The sequence below is a fragment of the Bacillus sp. AFS037270 genome (assembly GCF_002585305.1).
In genome coordinates this window covers 12403-31111 of sequence record NZ_NUNF01000084.1, presented here as the reverse complement: position 1 = coordinate 31111, position 18709 = coordinate 12403, and the positions used below count along the sequence as shown (strand labels likewise).

Sequence of the window (18709 nt, the reverse complement as noted above, 5' to 3'; positions counted from 1 at the left end):
GCTATTGACGACCGTCTTTGGATTTTTCGAGCAGTTTAGATCGTCAATCACGGCTATTGACAGGCAGAAGCGACAATGACTAAAAAACCCTTGATATAACAATAAAACCCCCCCTAAGCTGGATTGTTTAGTCCAACTCAAAGGGGGTCACTTCAGACTTCAAATATGATATACAGTGTGTTTTCCATTGTGATTGGATTGTTTACACCTCTAAAGTAAACTCGCTAGGCTGTTTTTTTCATCCGATAAAGGAGATAATCGCGATTCCAATCAATGCAATGATGGACAGATGCAGTCCATTAGCACGAAGACCGGTTTGAACGCCGGAAATCCCTGCAAAGCGGCTGACCATCAGATTCAATCCCGAAAAAGGGCTGAGGGCAGTAGAAATCGACCAAGTCAAGAGCAGCAGCAGTGCTAAGCCAATATTACTCATCCCTAGCTCGGCAGGATTTAATTGCATCGCCAATGCCCCCACGGCCGCAATTTGGTGGATCCCCATATAAGTGATACTTAGAACAATCAGCATCACAGCAAGTGAAAACAAGATAAACGACTGGTTTGCCAACTGGCCAAGGAACGTACTAACTCCATTCGCCGCACTCGTCCCTTTCATGGCAAAGGCCAGCATCCCCGCACTCATAAACAGCATGATTTCGTTATTCATCATAGGTACGGTCCGATCGCGGAAATCCACTAATGGAGAGGCCATTCGTTTCCATCCTTTCGAAATCACCCCATACCCAGCAGGAACTAGAATCGACATCAAGCACACGATAACGATCATGGACCAATGAGTGAAATTCTCCACCACTAAGCAGGCACTCATTAATATGACAACAAATAGAACAAGCTTCATCATTTGCAGGCGATGCTCTTTTTCGAGCGGAGCCTCCGCTGTTAATTTTTCAGACAGCGGATGCCGTTTTTCCCACAGAGCAAACAGAATGTTTCCGACCACTAACGACAAGATTGACAAGCCCATTCCGTACAGAATGTACCCTTTAAAGGATATATTCAGGTAGTGAAGCACGAGTGAAACCGAGGCAAAATACGGCGACCACATGACAGCGGTTGAAAAACCAACCAGATAACTTTTAGCCGACATGGCCGAAGGAAGCTTAATTTCCTCCAAAAATTCATTTAAGATCCGCACCGACCCTAAGTTTAAGACCGGGGCTAGTAAAAAAAGCGTTCCTGTAATTCCGGCGTAAAGTTTTTTCGGCTGATGCATGAGATTCCTTAGTAAGGCAGCAATGGATTCAAAGTAGCCACTGAGTCTTAACGGAATGGACAGAAGCGGCGCAAGTGTGAGCAGGCAAATCAATGGCAGAATTAAGAAGAGCCCATCGCTAATTCCTTGAACCCCGGTTCCTTTTCGCCATTCGATAATTATTCCCGCTGTCATCATGATAATTCCGAGCAAGCGCGGAAACCGATCTGCTTTAAAAGCGCTGCCCAAGAAGGCCAATAACGAAAGCCCGACTACGACTAACTGCAGCCACTCGAGCTCCACAAAATATTCAACTAAAAATAAAGCGCACATCCCCAAAATGAGATAACTTCGCATGGTACCCCTCTCCCCGCCTGAATCACTTTAATAGATTTGTATAGTTACGCTTAATAGTAATCCCAGAAAAATGACAATACAAGATTTAACCAATAATAAGTTTAATTTAGTTAACAATAGTTGTTGTTGCTAACTAGAGCTTTACCGTGTAGATATGGTTTGTAAAACTCTCGACCAAATCCTGCGAAATGGGCCTGCTAAAATAGTAGCCTTGCATTTTATCACAGCCAATACTGCATAAGTAGTGATATTGCTCGAATTCCTCCACCCCTTCTGCCACCACATTCATGCCAAGGTTTTTCCCCATTGCTACCAAGGAGCGGCAAACCGACTTTTGGCTGGAATTATGGTGAAGGTCCTGGATAAAGGATTTATCGATTTTGATCGTATTAAACGGATACTGGACTAGATAACTAATCGACGAAAATCCGATGCCAAAATCATCTAAAATGATATCGACCCCAAATTCCTGCAGCTCCCTCATCGTGGTTAGGGTCTTCTCAACGTTCGTCATAGCGGTTCGTTCCGTAATTTCTATTTTTAAAAATTCTGCTGGCAGCTTGTACTGTTTTAACGCACGTTTAATCGTTTCGATAAAAGTATCTTGATGGATTTGCTGTGCGGGAACATTTATGGAAATATAAAAAGGGGCTAACCCCTGATCCATCCAGTAACGGCGTTGATGGCAGACGGTAAATAACACCCAATTGCTCAGTTTTATGATTAGATCCGATTCCTCTGCAATTTGGATAAACTCCCCCGGAGAGATATTCCCCAAAACCGGATGCTTCCAGCGAAGCAGCGCCTCCAAACCAATAATATCGTTCGACCGCACATCGATAATGGGCTGGTATTCTAAATGCAACTCACTATGTTCAATAGCCCGGTGCAGATATTGTTCCAGCAACATTTTTCTAGATAGGCTTTTGGACATACCTGTTTGATATTGCTGGATTCCTGTTTTATTTTCTTTTGCCAGATACATGGCATGGTCGGCCCTCATCATGAGCACGTCCGCTTCGAGGCCATGGTCTGGAAAAATGCTGGTCCCAATACTGACACCAAGGCGATATTCATAGTCGACTATTTTGATTGGCTGCGCCATTACCTGACTAATTCTTGCAGCCATTTCATCTAATGCCAGGCTATTGTTCAGATTTTTTAATAAAATCACAAACTCGTCCCCGCTCTGACGCGAGATAGTATCGTCTGGCCGTAGATTCTCTTTTAACCTTTTGGCCATCGTTTGAATAAATTTATCGCCCATTTTGTGCCCCAGCGAATCATTAATGTCCTTAAACCGGTCAATATCAATAAATAAAATACCGACAAAGTGATGGTTATTTGTTGCTTCGATAAGGGCCTTTTGGAGCTCCATTTCTAATTTCCTTCGGTTTGACAGCCCGGTAAGGGGATCGTGAAAGGATAAATACGTAAGCTCGTCCTCCGTCTTTTTTTGATGGTCAATATCCATGATAACTCTGTCATATCGTACTAGATGCGTGCTTTCATCGTGAACTGAGGATATATAATCAGAGACCCATTTATATCCCCCATGCTGAGTTTGAATTCGGTATTCGAGTTTCGCAGATTGACCATTTTCTATTGAACGCAGCTGTTGCAGGACCCTGTCTTTATCGTTCAGATAAAGACTCTCCTCCCACAAACAGGCATTTTCGATAAATTCCTGTTTGGAGTAGCCTAAAATAGATTGGCACGCCGAGGAAATCTGCAATGTTTTCAGCGTTCTGGCATCGACTGACCATAAACAAATATTATTTTCATTAAGGATTTTTTTCCAATGGGGTGAGTGAAATGGTGGAGTGATTGGTTTTGTCTTTTCGATTTGTTTAAGCATGGAGTTCTGGATCCCTTGGACGGCCCCATGAATGAATCGAACATGGGGAATGCAGACTTGACAGAATGGATGTAAAGGAATGGATTAAATCTGAGTGTGTGCCTTGATTTCTCATAATGGGCTCCCTTCATCGGAATGTGGATATACATCTTTATCATAGCGAAATATCCGACTCTCTGCTGTTTGAAATGTCACTTTTCGGGGATGTTTTTTGACAGAAAATAAGGATTTTTGACTGGGAAGGTGACTATACAAACGTTTGATTAGATGCTCGTTTTAGCCTGTTGTGATGAGGATTTTTGTAAGTGGATGATGCATTTGTCGTAATCTAGGAAGATTCATACCTTTGAGAAAAGAGCCTATTGGACAAATTCAGTTGGAACATGGCACATGTCCAATAGGTCCTTTTTTAACGAACAAACGTAATATAATCCAGATTAACAGGTTCAAATCCGTCTTCTCGCAGCAGACGGTTAATTTGCCCTCGATGATACTGCCCATGAAGTGACACATGCGTGAGAATATCCTGAACTGACGTCGAAAACTCCTTACCAGTACTGTTCTTATACACGATTATGTCTGTCTCTGACAAACCTTCAAGAAGTTCGGAAAAACCTTGTTTATTTTTTGCCAAAAGGTTTGAACATTCATCGAGACTAAGTTCTGTCCAAATTGCTTGAGGATTACTATCCAATCCTTTTATTCGATGGAACCAAACCTCCTCCGCAAGTAAGATATGGGAGAATAATCGTTTCGCCTCGCTGTTCTGATCCCCAGTAGTTTTCAGCGTTTCTAGAATCCGAAGGTTAGCCCAATCCAAATGCTGGTACATCCTTATGATTGTGTCCATAAACCCACTCCCTCCCCTTCATTTTTTCTTTGCTGACCTTTAATGTTAGTTAACAAAAAGTCACCCCATCTCTATCTTACAAAATTTGGATAATCTAATATAGTTGTGCACCGTACTTTTTTAAAAAAATCAGACCTCAGTCTTAGGAATATTTCGGTCCCTAGTTGATTGGGAGACCATCTTGACTGTATTAAAATTAGTAGTGTTGAGTCTGGAATCTCATCTAAGGGGGGATAAATTTGAAAAAACTAGGACCAGCCGGTCTTAAATGGTTAAAAATTATTCATATTTTATTAGTTACATTATTTTTTGGTGGAATCATGAGTTCTTTAGCGATCAATCTAGGAATAAAATTCGCCGCCTATCGGGAAACGATGGAAACCTATAAAAATGTCGTTATCATTAGCGATCATATAATCAGAATTGGCGCAGTCGGAACACTCTTAATAGGCTTCGTGTATGGTATCTTTACGAATTGGGGGTTCTTCAAGCATAGATGGGTGACTGTCAAATGGATTCTGTTTGTTTGCCAAACTTTAATTGGCATATTTATCGTAGACAAATTAATGCTGGCTAATATGGCTCTATTAGAAACCGAAGGAAGCGACGCATTAATCAATCCCGTCTTTCTCCACAATCATTCTGTAAGGCAGGATTTTGTCATCATTCAAATTTTGATTACTGTTTTTATCATTTGTATATCGGTTATTAAACCCTGGAAAAAGAAGAAGCTTATCTCGAATAACGCCGGAATTCGATAATGAATCGGCGTTTTTACTTTTTCATCGTAACCCCCAAAACATAAGCTCCCATTCGAATTAGTAATAAAACGGTCGGTGATTTGCAGCAGAATAATTTTTTTAAATTCATATAGAATTCCACTAAAATTTCAAAAATCGCCTCAGAATTTCTAATTTGAGCCACAAAAGTGGTGATATCCTCTCGTTTCCCCTCTCAAATCAGAAATTTTGGAATTCGATGGAAATCGTATTTCTCGGTATGGTAGAGCTACCTAGGAATTGATTGGAACGCGCGCGGGTCCCGAAAGGATCTAGAAGTGGATAACTTTTACAATTTAGTAGAACAATATACGCCGATGATTCATCGAATTTTACAGTCCTTATCGATTTACCGTAACAGGGAAGAATTCTATCAAACTGCGTTAATTGGACTCTGGGAAGCCCAAAGAGGCTTTAACCCTGAGAAAGGAAACTTCACGAATTATGCTTATAGCTATATAAAAGGGAAGCTCTTACTCGAACTGACCAAACGCTCCCGATATGAGGCTGAAAATGTGTATCCGAAAGAGGAGTTTTGGGAAATGGTCGAAGGGGGTTGCTCCGAAATACCGCTTGAGGAGGAACAGCTCCTATCCTATTGTGATGGCTTATCGGAAAAGGAAACCAAATGGGTAGTCGCAACCTTTGTGGAGGATTTATCTGTAAAGGAAATCGCTGCCCGCGAGAAGGTTTCGGTTTCTGCAGTGAAACAGTGGAAAATGAGTGCCCTAAGAAAACTGCGTGCCGGGCTTGAGAGTTAGGCTTCGACATCTACTAAAAGTAATAGAGGCCGATTCGTATACGAATCAGCCTCTACATTTTAGTTAGAGAAAGTTACGACTCTTCCAGACAACGTCGTGACCCTGCCGGTTTTACCCGTTTCCCTTACAGTGATTGTATGCTTTCCATTGCTAAATCCTGTCGTGTTCAGCACATAATGATAGCCAGCATTACCATTATTGAAATCAGGATATACCTTTTTCACATCTGGTCTGGCATCTCCGTAAACCGCTTGGCCGACGACCTTCCCATCCACCAGTACCTCAATTTTCGATACGCCGCTTACATCTAATACCCAGCCGGAAATGGTTTTGCTGCCACTGATGGTACTGCCTGGTGCCGGCTGATCAAGACTACCCCTTACATTGGAAATCGTGAATGATTTATTCGGCAATGTGGAAACTACACCATTTCTTCCGGTTTCCCTTACGGTAATCGAATGCACCCCATCCCCGAATTTGGTTGTATCTAGAACATAATGATAACCGGCATTAGCATTGTTGTAAGCAGGATAAGCATTTTTTACATCCAATCTAGAATCACCGTAAATTGCTTGACCGACCACTTTTCCGTCTACCAATACTTCAATCTTGGAAACGCCGCTTTGATCCAAATACCAGCCTTTTACGTTATACTGCCCCTTCGTTTTCTCATTGACCACTGGAGTATCCAATACTCCTTTAGCATTTGAAACGTTGACAGCCTTTCCAGGTAATGTGCTGGTCCAGCCATTTTTACCGGTTTCCTTTACCGTTATGGTATGCTTGCCGTTACTCAATTTTTTTGTATCCAATGCATAATGGAAGCCAGCATTCCCATTGTTGTAATCAGGATAAGCATTTCTTACATCCGCTCTTGCATCGCCATAGGTTGCTTGACCGACTACTTTCCCGTCTACCAGTACTTCAATCTTAGACACACCGCTCTCATCTAAGAACCAGCCTGATAGATTGTAAGTTTCATTGATGGTCGCACCTGTGCCTGGTTTATCAAGTACGCCTTTGGAAGATCCATAAGTAATTGCCTGTCTGCCAAATTGCTCCCAGCCTCTAATGAAAGCCGATCGGGATACCTTGCGATTTTTAATGTTCGCAAGCGGATCGTTGAAGTAGACGTAATTTTGGTCATAACCTGTCAGTAGAACACTATGCTCATGAAAGGTCATTCTAAACAGCCCGGTTGGCGTTTGGATCGTTCTCCATTGACTGCTCGGCACCGTATCGAAGGTGCTTGTTGTAATTACCCAGACCGGTTTCCCTTTGCCTAACTGTTTTAAAATGACATCAAACGAGCTTCCTGTTAAGTCGATGACATTCGTATACCTTTTTGCTAACTGAAAGACCGGACCATGATAAACAGAATACCCGATGGAACGGCCGGTGATGTCCCCAACAAAGCCGGTATTCGGGTTACCCCAATAGGTCGTATTCCCGGACACTCGGTAAGGTGTCGGGTCTTTTTTCACTTGAGTAGCCAGTGTCATTTTCGAGACATTAATTCCTTTGTAATGAAGCAGCATGGATAAGCTCGTAACCTCGCAGCCATTCTTCAATTCTGGCAATTGTGAGATCAGTGGTACGTTTAACGGAGTTTGGGCATAAGAGATGGAAGGTAATAGAAAACTAGCTGCACTAATGATCCCTAGAGCCACAGCAGATACAATTATTCTAATTTTCAGATTATTCACTTTGGTTATCTCCTTATTTTCCTTTAATTACCGATTAAACAATTAAACAATTAATATCTTAATTTTTCCTTAACTGGAATAATGAACTTGTGATGATACATATTATTCTAGCAGGAATTTATTGGTAATCATAGGGTCTTAGGATAATAAATTGGTGCCTGACACCATTAACAACACCAACATCATTAAAACAAGGATAAGGAGGTGACGATAAATGGCAAAGACGTTGGAATTGCAGTTTAGTACGAAGTTTGGCCATAAGCATGCCGACAAACATTCCAACGTCCTCTCCACAATTCCCCCGAACCACTTTAGGCCTATTTTTCCTCATTCGCCTCCTCACTTTCCTCCTCGGACTCCTCCTGTTCGTCCACTTCTTGCAACTTTTGAATCTCTTCCGTCAACTGCTCAAACGCATGAAGCCGAAATTTGGCACTGGCAATCAGGTCGTCGATAATTTGAACAAAGGTCTCATACTCCACTCGATTCTCACTGCATTGCTTGATCAGCCGCAAAAAATCCTCCTCATATAAATGGTATCTTTCATTAAACACATCCGAATCCATCGTTAAAAAATACTCTTCATCCACCACAAACTCGTTAAATATTTTTTTCGTCAACCTTCTCTTGGTAACGTCTATCTCATTTTGATCCTTTTCATCTTTGTAGTGCTCGGCATCTTCATACTCCGAACACAGCGTGGCATATATTTTTTCAAGCAGCTCAGTAGGTTCTAAATATTTCAATTCAGCCATAAGGAAAATCCTCCGAAACCTCTTTTTCTAAATTATTGCCATTTATAACAAAAAACCTACCTTTCAACAAAAAGGCAGGCTTCTAAACATAATTTTGAAGTAATCACAGTCTCTTTCTTATCCTTCGAAATAATCGTCACCTTATAGGCACCATCTTTGAAGATCGCCTTAGTTTCTTTTGAAGTCAAGAATTCCTGAATTGTGTAGAGTTGCTGCCCCCAAAATAGTTCTATATGCCTGTAACCTAAATTGTATCGCCCTTTTTTCTAATGAAAAACCGCAGCCTTAAGGTGCATGACATCAAAAAACTGAAGGATAATGTAAGAATAGCTAATTTTTTAGAAAAACTAAAACCTGTTCTGCTAAGTTATTCAAAAGGAAAGCAGGATAGTAGAATGGTGAGTCCAACCAAACAAAGCTCACACCAGTTGGGGCAAAGGACTTGGATAAAGTTAAATTTCCAAACAATAGGAGTGCTCTCTGATAACCAACCCAACTTTTTAACGATACCAAAAAATTTCTTCATTCTTTATAAACGATTCGAGATATTCCCGGTCAGTAGCAAGCTGCGAACGATAAGCCCGAATCGCTTTCAACTTTTTAAGCGCCTCAGCTTCGGTCATTGGCATCCTCACTGGCGGAGGCCATAATACAAACCTAGGAATTCGCTCTCCTTTATACTGATGTGCCTCAAACGGCAATCCGGGGGTAATCCCGCGCGGCCATGGCCATTCCGTGTCTGGACCGCTGTGGACTAAATAGGTATAAACGAGCCCTTTGTAATCAGTTGCCCGTACGGCGTCACGAACAAACAAATAGGCTGCCTGATGATCGGGGTGCTCATCCGCACCGTCGGTTACGCAAATTTCCTTTGGCTGCAGACACCTAATCAGGTCCATTGTATCGGTGAGGGCAAATTTCTTCAGATAGGGCGCAGGCACTCCATAAACAAGCGAGTGATAGTCCGGGTATACCATGCCATACGTGTTTCTCATCAAGGTAAAGCGTTGCTGGAATGGCTCGGGGCCAACGGACATATAGACACGATCCAGTCCGGCATCAGGATAACCGAGGAAGGTAATATCCGACGGCTTTAATCCCAACTCCGCTGAGGCAGTATTCACTTCAAACTGGCGCACCCGTGCCAATTCGAAATAATCCTCAGGACGGAGTTCGTCAATATTCTTATTAAGAAGCTTGGAAGCAGCCCTCGGGTAACCATCTCCATTCGTAAAGAAAACAATATGAACCCGCTTTCCTGCCGCCACTGAGCGCATGATTACACCCGCAGTTCCAAGCGTCTCATCGTCGGGATGAGGGGCAAAAATTAGCAGATCAATAGGATGAGTATGGTTCACGTAGTTTCCTGCTTGAACAGCATTATTAGTGTTGGATACGTTAATGGATGGTTTAGGAAAAATAGAGTAATAGAGATAGCCCGGACAAGGTTGATTGAAGTAAGGCCAGTAAACAGGCAGATTTCTGTATGTTTCTTCTATCAACGTTTGTTCCTCCGTTCTTCATAATTGACCTTCGGAGCACCAAAAAAATGAAGCGAAAGCTAATATAGCCTATGTGAGCCGGTAATGTTTTGTTAAGGGACAGAGGATGATGATAAAACGCCTAGACCACATCTCGATGAAACACATATAGAAGAGATGGAACGGGTGTTATCTGAAAACATGGACACCAAAATGCTTTTAGAAGTTACGACATGGAAAAACGGTTTTTTGCTTCCTGTGTTGGATTTGTAACGAAAATCGATCCTCTATAGAAAAGAATTCAAATTCAGGATGAACGTAAATCCACCATCAGCCTTGATTTCTTTTCCATAACCAATGTAATGATCAAATAAATACATAACGTAAAAGGGTCAAACCCTATCATTATTGCTCTTTAATAGGAGGTAATTTTTTAAATCATATAGAAATAATGAAAGGCAGTTACATATGAAGGGGGGATTTGAATGGAGTTTTCAGTTCTCATTGATTGGATGCAATATTTTTTGTGGATGATGGGTGGATGTTTAATTTTTTTCATCATAGTTTTATTTTTCTCCAATAGATATACAAGGAGTACATTAAATCAAATGGAAAACGAAAAAAATGAATGTAATATAACGAATGTAACGGTGAACAGTTTTAGTTTTTCCGCTAGTTAAACCATTTAGCCCTTCCAGCAAAATGTAGACATCTTAAGCTTAAGCTGAGAAGGGCTGTTATATGGTTGAGTGCAAACCTGACAATGATAATCCACAATTAGAGGGTATTCATTTCAAGCGTTTCCCTTTTTATATCTTAAATTTTAGAGAATAAACGGTGTTGTAAAAGACGTTCCTAAATATAGAAGTATGGAACCTATTCACAATAAAAAACTCAGAATCGATTTAATCGTTCCAGTACATATGATTGTTATGGAGTTTTTCTTATCATTCTCCTTCAGCATTTTTAACATATTTAACGAACATTTTAGTATTTTATTATAAGGACAATCTACATCTGTCCCTAGTATCGGCCCCCACCTACGCCAGATACGTTGACGGCCACGCATGCCATCCAACCCATAATCTATCATATTGGTATGTTTGGTACGCACCAACTGGTATAGTAGCTGCAATGGCAACGACGCTGGCTATCATTAAATAAACGACTAAGATATCACTTGGTCCTAGCAGCGCTAGCTTGAATGGCAAATCTTTGACTAATACATGGTAAATATCTTGAACATATACAAATACCATCACTAAAAACAGCAGAAAGACGAGGAAAGTAATGAAAATACGTTTGCGCAGCTCTTCCAAGTGTTGAACTATGTGCATGTCTCAATCTTCCAAAATAATCACTCCATGAAAAAAGAGATGTAAGACGGATCTACATCTACTCTTAATTTATTTATCTCATTTTTCTTTTTTATTAGATGTCTCTTCATTTAGATCATCTGTCACAATCGCTCTAGTAGCCTTTTTAAATTCCCTTAAAGTTGAGCCAAATGCTCTTCCGATTTCCGGTAATTTAGAAGGGCCGAAAATGATAAGCGCGAGTGTTAAGATAAGTATTAACCCTGGAATTCCGATATTTTGCATCATATTTTCCTCCTAGTAGTTAAATCTTGTAATTCTTTTTAGACATTTATTGTTATTTTCAGAATGGTTTAATTCAAAAAATCGTTTATGTCAACATTTTTTCCTAGACTTAATAAGCATTTTTCTTAATGACATAAATGACTTGCAAAATTGCACCTGCTCCAATTCCTAAGAATAAAGCACCCACAATTGGGGAGAAGATTTATAGATCTTTTGTACAGTTTGGATAGTTTATGATATTGGTAAGATGAATACATTCGAATTTAAAAAAACTCATCCAAACACGAGCGAGGTTGTGATTCCACGAAAGACGTATTTTATAGCTATGCTCTGCTATTGTGAAATAGAGTAATAGCAGAGCAATAAATTACCAAACGAGTGTTGTATTCGAATCAGCTCTATCTACCTCAAGCTCTGACGCAGAATGAACAATACGCGTATCCACGCATGAACCATTGACTACAACTTTTCGAATCGAAGACCTACCATAAATCTTGGTATTAGTCACCCAGTTACCATTACCACCCATAATTAAGATACGAGTGTCATTTTCTGGTTGATCAGAATTGATAGATGACGCAGTGATATGATTATCATTTCCATCAACATGAATCAGTCCATAAAGACCATCACGCCCAATAGGGTCCTGTTTCCAGTTACCCAAATCTCTGCGCGCTTGCACTTTTCCAGAAAACAAATTACCATCTCCATTAATAATAACAGCACCAGTATAGTAACTCTGGATATTATTTCCTGTAAACGTACAATTTTGGGCTCCTTTAGCTTCTAAACATACATGTCCATCAGGATAGATGTTGTTACCTACTATATTTGCCCATTCAGGATTTTCTAAATATACACTTCTTCCTCCCGGTTGTGCTCCCAAGTAGTTATTGGCTACTAATAATTGCTGAGAAGAACCGAGCGAATGAAGTCCATCATGAACTTCAGAAATCCAACAGCCTCTTACTGTGCATGCGTCAGCTCCTACTAATCGTAAACCCATACCTACGGCGATTGTTGAAACACCAATAATACGAACTGCATCATTATCTTGTTCGATATTAACAGCAATTTGACCATTATCTGTTCCACGACCTTGAATCAAAAAGTTTTCCAGTTGAATCGAAGATACTCGTGGTGCTCCATCACGTTTTTCAGAAATGATACCTATTGTACATCCATCACCTAATACAAGTTTACTTCCTCCACCTGGATGATCTAGAGCTGGTTGATCTGGACCTGGTGGTTCTTCGGCGTCGACATGCGAACGTGTACCCGCATTAACGCCTCTGATTGTCACATAAGAGCGATTAATTATAATTTTGTCATAAATCCACATTTCTCCTGCTGGTAATTCAATGACTCCTCCAGATGGAGGCATAGTATTAATAAGATCATTAATAATTATTGCGTTGCGACGAAAAGTGGGGTCATTTAACTTTGCTCCATAATCTACTGGGTTAAGTGTCATAGTTTGAGGGGTGAGAGCGCTTACTCCTTTTACCTTAAAAGGAAAACCGCTTAAAAATGTTAATAACCAAACAAATAATCCTAATATAAAGTTCCGTCGTTCTATTAAATTTGATTTTTTAATAGATTTATTTGTTTCCATATTACCCCTCCTAAGAGATTTATGTAATTAATTCGCTAAAAATCAATAATTTTCGTGTTGGGGCTTATAAATTTTCAAAACTTATTTTTATGCCATTAGTTGCGCCATATTTTTAAGCAGGGGTAATAGTAGTAACAGTACCAAGAAAGACCTAAAATGGGAAAGATAGGTACCCAAAGGTACATTCTGTTCTTAACACATTTTAGGTCTTGCCTGCTTAGCCAGTCAGTCACAATCCTGCATAATTTGATTTTTTTATGATTATTCTAGATTATTTGATCCTATCTATCAAGATAAGGTTTTACTGTTTTATGGCCACAGGTACATTTACATCATCAATATTAATATGTCCCCAACCGCCAGTTTCATAGTCTACAACTTTGATGTATAACTCTTCGCCTATATAATCCGATGCATCCCAGTAGACTCTTCGATAGGCTTCCCAGTTGCCGCCTGTTTCCTTCATTAACTCTTTGCCGTCTGAAGCTCGTACCAGTGCTAGATAAAGCCTGTCGATATTTGCTCCACCACCGATAAGGAAATCAATTTTTCCATTTCCTCCTAACACAAAGTTCGCAGATTTTAAGACGCCTGTCAGGGAATCTCCGCCTTTTTCCCCATTAAAGCCCCATAAATGGTATCTTTCCGGGTCCATTCGGTCTGAGGCCTGGTTAAATGGACCGCCCCATCCCCAATCGATCGCCTTGGTAACGTGTTCATTACTAAAAGCATTCCCTTCTACAACCGTCCATCCTGTTAAATCGCCTGTTTGGAAATCATGGTTGGGCAATTGTGTACTTTCCGGAACAGGTTCGCCATCTCCATTAGCTTGAGGCCAATAGGCCGGGACTGTTTCACCGTATGCAGAACCCATTTCCCATACCTTCATTGACAACACTTTCGCTTTTCCGCCACTGCTCCATAATTCTAGGCCCAATGCATCGGAAAGAGTCGGATATACACGTGATGTGATGCTTTTTTGACCATTCGCGTACGCTTCAATCATGGACCGGTCTAGGTAAACATGAAGCTTCAGATTTTTTTTTCCAAGCTTAAATTCTCCGCCCTGTACACCTTTTTGGATATCCGGATCTAGACTGGATTTGTTTCTGTCAATGTTTAGTGATTGTTTTTCAACATCATAGAATAGTAATGTTTCTTCCTTTCCATTTGCTGATTTTCGAAGCTTCAGCCCCACTTGTTTTGCAGAAGCCGGATTGATTTCAAGTTCGATTTCCAATAGATCTCCTTTAACATCCTTTAATGATTTATTGGCTTTATCTGTATTCTCATTCTTTATTGAAACTAGTTCCTTTTTCCTTAATGAATTTAATTCAGAAATTGGTTTAATCCCTAGTCCGCCTTCTGAGTTTAAGGAAAGCTCCAGCGGCAGCCCTGCATTGTGAGCCCATCCAGCATCGTGATGCTGCTGCTCCGTCCGGCGGTCCTGCGCGATACTAAAAAGAATGGAACGTCCTTTTTCATCAACCATCCCGCTTGGTCCTGTAAAGTGTTCGCCGTAATCAAATTGCTTAGGGTCCGTGTGGTCAGGAACAAACTCCAATTTTTCCTTGTCCCATGTTCCAATCCAGTACCATACATATTTGACATTGTGCGGATTGTATCCATCAAACCATGGGTTGATCAAGAAGACATATTTTTCAACGCCATTAGCATCTTTCCCTAATGGCAGGAATACTGGCAATTCCCACACTTGGCCTGTTTTTGGATGTTGCTTATAATTGCCAACCAGCAGCGGCTTTTTGTATTCCCAATTTTTCAGGTCTTTAGAGGTATAGAGAAGTGCCGTTCCCCCTACGTCTTTAATCCCTGAACCAACGAGCTGGTACCATGTATCTCCATCTTTCCAGACATATGGATCACGGAATTGACCGTACCATACCTCGCCTTCTTTTGCCGGCAGGTTTGGCGCTTGAACAGTAACTGGCTTCTCATACATGGACCATTCTTTCAAATCCGGGTCTGCGGGATCCTTGCTCGTTGCAAGACCAATCATTTGGTTGGGAACCTTTTTATCATCACCCGCTGTAAAAAATAACACTGGATTCCCATTAGCATCAACAGTTGATCCGCCTGACCAAACACCATCCGGCGCAACGGAATTCCCATCAGGTGCAAGTGCTATCGGTGCATCTTTCCAATGAACCATATCCTCACTTACAGAATGCCCCCAATGGATTTGATGCCAATATGGACCTTGAGGATTATTTTGATAGAATAAATGATATTTCCCATTATAGAAGAACGGTGCATGAGGCTCGTTCATCCAATGCTCCGGGGCAATAAAATGATATTGCGGCCGGTACCGGTCGCCATCATACCTGCTTCGGTCTGGTGCCATATCAGGCACCGGAAGTTTATGACTCTCAAAACTATTTAAATAGGAATCATAATTCTCTTTAATTTTTTCTCCTGACAGAGATTGGTTATGCATTTTTAATTCATCCATCAATCCATTAAACATATTGGCAGTGAAGGCTCCATTTATTAGAGCGGCGTTATTATGTTTTCCGATTAATAAGTCATTCGATGACGGGGTGATGTTCCCTTTTGGCGTGGCAGTCTCCCCAACCAATTCACCATTTAAATAAAGCTTCATTTTTTGCTCCGCCTTATCAAATGTGGCCACAATATACGACCATTTATTTTTTTCGAGAGGTTTGTTTTCCGCTGCCCACACTTCTTTCCATTCACCGTTGATACTTGCCTGAAACGACCATTTCCCGTGTCGCCCCATTCCAAGGATATAGCCTTCGCTTGCGGCTTTATTGTGTTGGTTTACGATTGCTGACAATTGGCCGAGATCGCCCCACTCATAAGACCTTGGTGCAACCCATGCTTCAATCGTGAGGGCATCCGTCGGCTTAATCACCTGGTCAGAAGGCCTCGTAATCCAAGTGGAATATCCGTCGAACAATAAAGCCTTGTTGAGGATTCCATCCCTCCATAAAGGATCTGTCGATGGCTTGTATAAAGCCTTGGTAAACACATAGGAAATAGGATCCTCAATTCCTCTTAAGATGTCTTTTGTTTTGGTCCCACTGCCTTCATCCAACGGCCAGTTGGCTATAATGCCAGTATTTTTCACATGAAAGTCATCTACATTAATATGGCCCCATCCTTCTTTTGACTGGTCCACCACTTTGATGTAGACTTTTTCCCCCAGGTAATTGGCTGCATCCCACTTGACCCGAGTATAAGCTTCGCTGTCCTTCCAATTGGTATTCGTCGCTTTGAGAAGTTCTTTATCATCGGAGGCTCTAACTAAGGCCACATATAATTTGTCTATGTCATTACCGCCGCCGATTAGGAAATTAATTTCACCAGTACCTGCCAGGGTAAAGTTCGCTGATTTTAAAATTCCAGTTTGTCCGTCTCCGCCGTCTTTAGCTCCCCATAGATGGTATTGGTTATGGTGATTAAACGGTCCGCCCCAACCCCAATCCTTATCAGCTGTAACATCCTGATTGCTGAAGGCATCGCCTTCCACAGTTGTCCATCCTGTTAAATCACCAGTCTCAAAATCTGGATTTTGGATAACATCGGTATTCACCGGGTCATTATTAAAAACATGAAAATCATCGACATTGATGTGCCCGAATCCGTCAGAATGATAGTCAACTACTTTGATATACATTGCTTCCCCGATATATTCCGATGCATCCCAACTGACTCTTCGATAGGCTTCCGTGTTTGATCCGGTTGCTTTAAAAAGCTCTTTTCCATCTGAAGCCCGAACCAAAGCAACATATAGTTTATTAATATCCTGGCCCCCGCCAACAAGGAAATCAATCTTTCCATTCCCGCCTAGTTTGAATATCGATGATTTCATGACACCCGTACGGAAATCAGAGTTTCCATCATTCGTTGCACCAGCAAATCCCCAAACGTGGTAGGTTCCATGTTGCTGAAAAGGACCGCCCCAGAAGCTTGCAACATTGGATACTGGATGATCAAATGCTGATCCTACTTCTGTCCATCCTGATAGATTGCCAGTCTCAAAATCTGGATTTTCAATCTCATTTGGGAGACTTTCTCTATCAACAACCATTTGGTCTATAGTTGAAACAAAAGACGCGTGGTTCAAATTATATACCGTTAATGATTTAAGTGATATATCCCCACCGGCTGTGTAAAGTTCAAGTGATTGATTTTTAGGATCAGGGAAGATTTGATCTGTCATCACCACCTGTCCATCGTTGCCAAATACCTCAACAGATGCCCGGTCAACAATCAGATGGATTTTAACGGTTTGATTAATGGCTGATAATGATGCTTCATGTTTTGCAACAAATTGACCGTTGAAACTTGATTCACCCGCTTTGGAGCGGTCCACAAACAACTTTTTACTGCCAATATCATAACCAATCTTCGTCTGCCCGCTTTCCCCTTTTCGAACTTTCAAACCAAACTCCGTTGCCGTCGCTGAATTCAAATCAAATTCAGCCGTAATCTCAAAGGCATCTCCTGTTACATTCGATAACAGGTTTTCTGCTGGTGTTAGCACTTTATTTTCAAAAACTTGTGGTGTACCCCTAAGACTTTCCAACTCACTTACAGGTTTTTGGATTAGCCGAATCCCCTCACCATCAACCGTTGATAAGGCAAGTTCACGCGGAATCGACATCGTTCCTCTGAATGAGGATGTAGGAATGTCCTGCCCATACTTCCAATTATTCATCCACCCTAGCCATAAACGGCGTCCATCAGGAACATCACTCCATGTAGCAGCCGCATAAAAATCAGCACCATAATCGGCCCAAAGAACTTTACTCGGATCATTGGCATTGGTGAAAGTTTTCCCATCAAAATCACCGATAAAATACTGCATTCCCGAACCGCCGGCAGGTGCCCCTTCACTAATGCTGACAGCTAATACCCACTTTTTCTTAGTTGAATCTCCATCAACCGGAAGGGCAAACAAATCCGGGCATTCCCATGTTCCCGTATGGGAGCCTTCAGTATGGCCAAATTCACTTACTTTTGTCCAGGTTTTTAAATCTGGCGAGTTATAAAAATAAACCCGGTCACCAGCCGAAATTGTCATGATCCACTGCTTTGTTTCCTCATGCCAAAAAACCTTTGGGTCCCGGAAAACATTAACCCCATCAGGCATCGGGATAATCGGATTGCCTTCATACTTTGTCCAAGTACGGCCTTTATCGTTGCTGTAAGCTAAACTTTGGACTTGATGACCGCCTTTTTCCTGAGTAAAGACAGCCACCATCGGCGGTTTGGAGTCTTTTCCAAATCCAGTCGTATTGTTCCAATCGATTACGGCACTTCCTGACCAGATAAAACCTGATTCATCTGGATAAAGACTGATCGGCAGGTATTCCCAATTGACCAGGTCTTTGCTTACGGCATGCCCCCAATACATCGGTCCCCACTTTGGTTCAGTAGGATTATGCTGATAAAACAGATGATACTCCCCATCGTAATACACCATGCCGTTGGGATCATTCATCCAGTTTTTTTCCGGAGAAAAATGAAATTTGGACCGATATGGTTCATTTTCGCCATCAACAGACGAACTGGATGATACACTAGTTTCCGCTTTACTAGAAACAGCGGGCATAAACAGCGAAATCATTAATGAAAAAATGATCATAATCGATATTCCTTGATTTTTTATCTTTTGCTTCAACCCTGTTCCCCTCCAACATTTAATTGCCTCTTTTTTCAGTGATTGCGTTTACAAATAAACTTAAA

General features: G+C 41.2%; 15 protein-coding genes and 1 pseudogene. 4 read left to right on the top strand and 12 right to left on the bottom strand.

Going from position 1 to position 18709, the window contains the following annotated elements; genetic code table 11:
- Positions 1-238 precede the first annotated feature (238 nt).
- The 4 genes from COD92_RS28640 to COD92_RS28630 form a co-directional block, all read right to left on the bottom strand.
- Entirely contained in the window at positions 239-1570 is a 1332-nt protein-coding gene (locus COD92_RS28640) for a hypothetical protein (RefSeq protein WP_098531373.1), read from the bottom strand.
- A gap of 133 nt (positions 1571-1703) precedes the next feature.
- Positions 1704-3428 carry a putative bifunctional diguanylate cyclase/phosphodiesterase gene (locus COD92_RS28635; protein WP_098996760.1) on the bottom strand — a complete coding sequence of 575 codons (1725 nt, stop codon included), beginning with the start codon at positions 3426-3428 and terminating at the stop codon, positions 1704-1706.
- Entirely contained in the window at positions 3421-3543 is a 123-nt protein-coding gene (locus COD92_RS33110) for a hypothetical protein (protein ID WP_255295307.1), read from the bottom strand. The genes COD92_RS28635 and COD92_RS33110 overlap by 8 nt, the downstream gene beginning before the upstream one ends.
- Positions 3544-3837: 294 nt before the next feature.
- Positions 3838-4278, bottom strand: a complete 441-nt coding sequence (locus COD92_RS28630; protein ID WP_098531371.1) for a DinB family protein — start codon at positions 4276-4278, stop codon at positions 3838-3840.
- 239 nt (positions 4279-4517) lie between these two features.
- Between COD92_RS28630 and COD92_RS28625 the strand changes: the two genes are divergently transcribed.
- Entirely contained in the window at positions 4518-5039 is a 522-nt protein-coding gene (locus tag COD92_RS28625; protein WP_098531370.1) for a DUF2269 family protein, read from the top strand.
- Between the two features lie 296 nt (positions 5040-5335).
- Positions 5336-5818, top strand: coding sequence for a sigma-70 family RNA polymerase sigma factor (locus COD92_RS28620; RefSeq protein ID WP_098531369.1), 483 nt, complete (start codon positions 5336-5338; stop codon positions 5816-5818).
- 59 nt (positions 5819-5877) lie between these two features.
- Here COD92_RS28620 and COD92_RS28615 read toward each other — a convergent pair whose 3' ends face one another.
- The 4 genes from COD92_RS28615 to COD92_RS28595 all read right to left on the bottom strand — a co-directional run bounded on the left by COD92_RS28615 (position 5878) and on the right by COD92_RS28595 (position 9781).
- Positions 5878-7524: a C39 family peptidase gene (locus tag COD92_RS28615; RefSeq protein WP_176550492.1), complete on the bottom strand. Its 1647-nt coding sequence runs from the start codon at positions 7522-7524 to the stop codon at positions 5878-5880.
- A 118-nt stretch (positions 7525-7642) separates the two neighbouring features.
- Positions 7643-7855 (bottom strand): hypothetical protein, encoded by a 213-nt coding sequence (locus COD92_RS28610; protein WP_098531368.1) that lies wholly within the window; start codon positions 7853-7855, stop codon positions 7643-7645.
- On the bottom strand, positions 7842-8279 hold the full coding sequence (locus COD92_RS28605; protein WP_098531367.1) for a hypothetical protein: 438 nt from the start codon (positions 8277-8279) through the stop codon (positions 7842-7844). Before COD92_RS28605 ends, COD92_RS28610 begins: the two co-directional genes overlap by 14 nt.
- Positions 8280-8779: 500 nt before the next feature.
- Positions 8780-9781, bottom strand: coding sequence for a PIG-L deacetylase family protein (locus COD92_RS28595; protein WP_098531365.1), 1002 nt, complete (start codon positions 9779-9781; stop codon positions 8780-8782).
- 114 nt (positions 9782-9895) lie between these two features.
- Between COD92_RS28595 and COD92_RS33515 the strand changes: the two are divergent.
- Together COD92_RS33515 and COD92_RS28585 are read left to right on the top strand one after the other, a co-directional pair.
- Positions 9896-10033: pseudogene (locus COD92_RS33515) on the top strand (YolD-like family protein); the annotation flags it as partial.
- Between the two features lie 212 nt (positions 10034-10245).
- Positions 10246-10440, top strand: a complete 195-nt coding sequence (locus tag COD92_RS28585; RefSeq protein ID WP_098531363.1) for a hypothetical protein — start codon at positions 10246-10248, stop codon at positions 10438-10440.
- Positions 10441-10800: 360 nt separating this feature from the next.
- Here the strand turns inward: COD92_RS28585 and COD92_RS28580 are convergent, their stop codons facing one another.
- From COD92_RS28580 to COD92_RS28565, 4 genes are all read right to left on the bottom strand, one after another.
- Positions 10801-11097: a twin-arginine translocase subunit TatC gene (locus tag COD92_RS28580; RefSeq protein ID WP_255295306.1), complete on the bottom strand. Its 297-nt coding sequence runs from the start codon at positions 11095-11097 to the stop codon at positions 10801-10803.
- 78 nt (positions 11098-11175) lie between these two features.
- Positions 11176-11364 carry a twin-arginine translocase TatA/TatE family subunit gene (locus COD92_RS28575; RefSeq protein WP_098531362.1) on the bottom strand — a complete coding sequence of 63 codons (189 nt, stop codon included), beginning with the start codon at positions 11362-11364 and terminating at the stop codon, positions 11176-11178.
- 364 nt (positions 11365-11728) lie between these two features.
- Complete coding sequence (locus COD92_RS28570; RefSeq protein WP_098996758.1) at positions 11729-12976, bottom strand: NosD domain-containing protein; 1248 nt, start codon at positions 12974-12976, stop codon at positions 11729-11731.
- A 301-nt stretch (positions 12977-13277) separates the two neighbouring features.
- Positions 13278-18644, bottom strand: coding sequence for a GH32 C-terminal domain-containing protein (locus tag COD92_RS28565; protein WP_098996757.1), 5367 nt, complete (start codon positions 18642-18644; stop codon positions 13278-13280).
- Positions 18645-18709 lie beyond the last annotated feature (65 nt).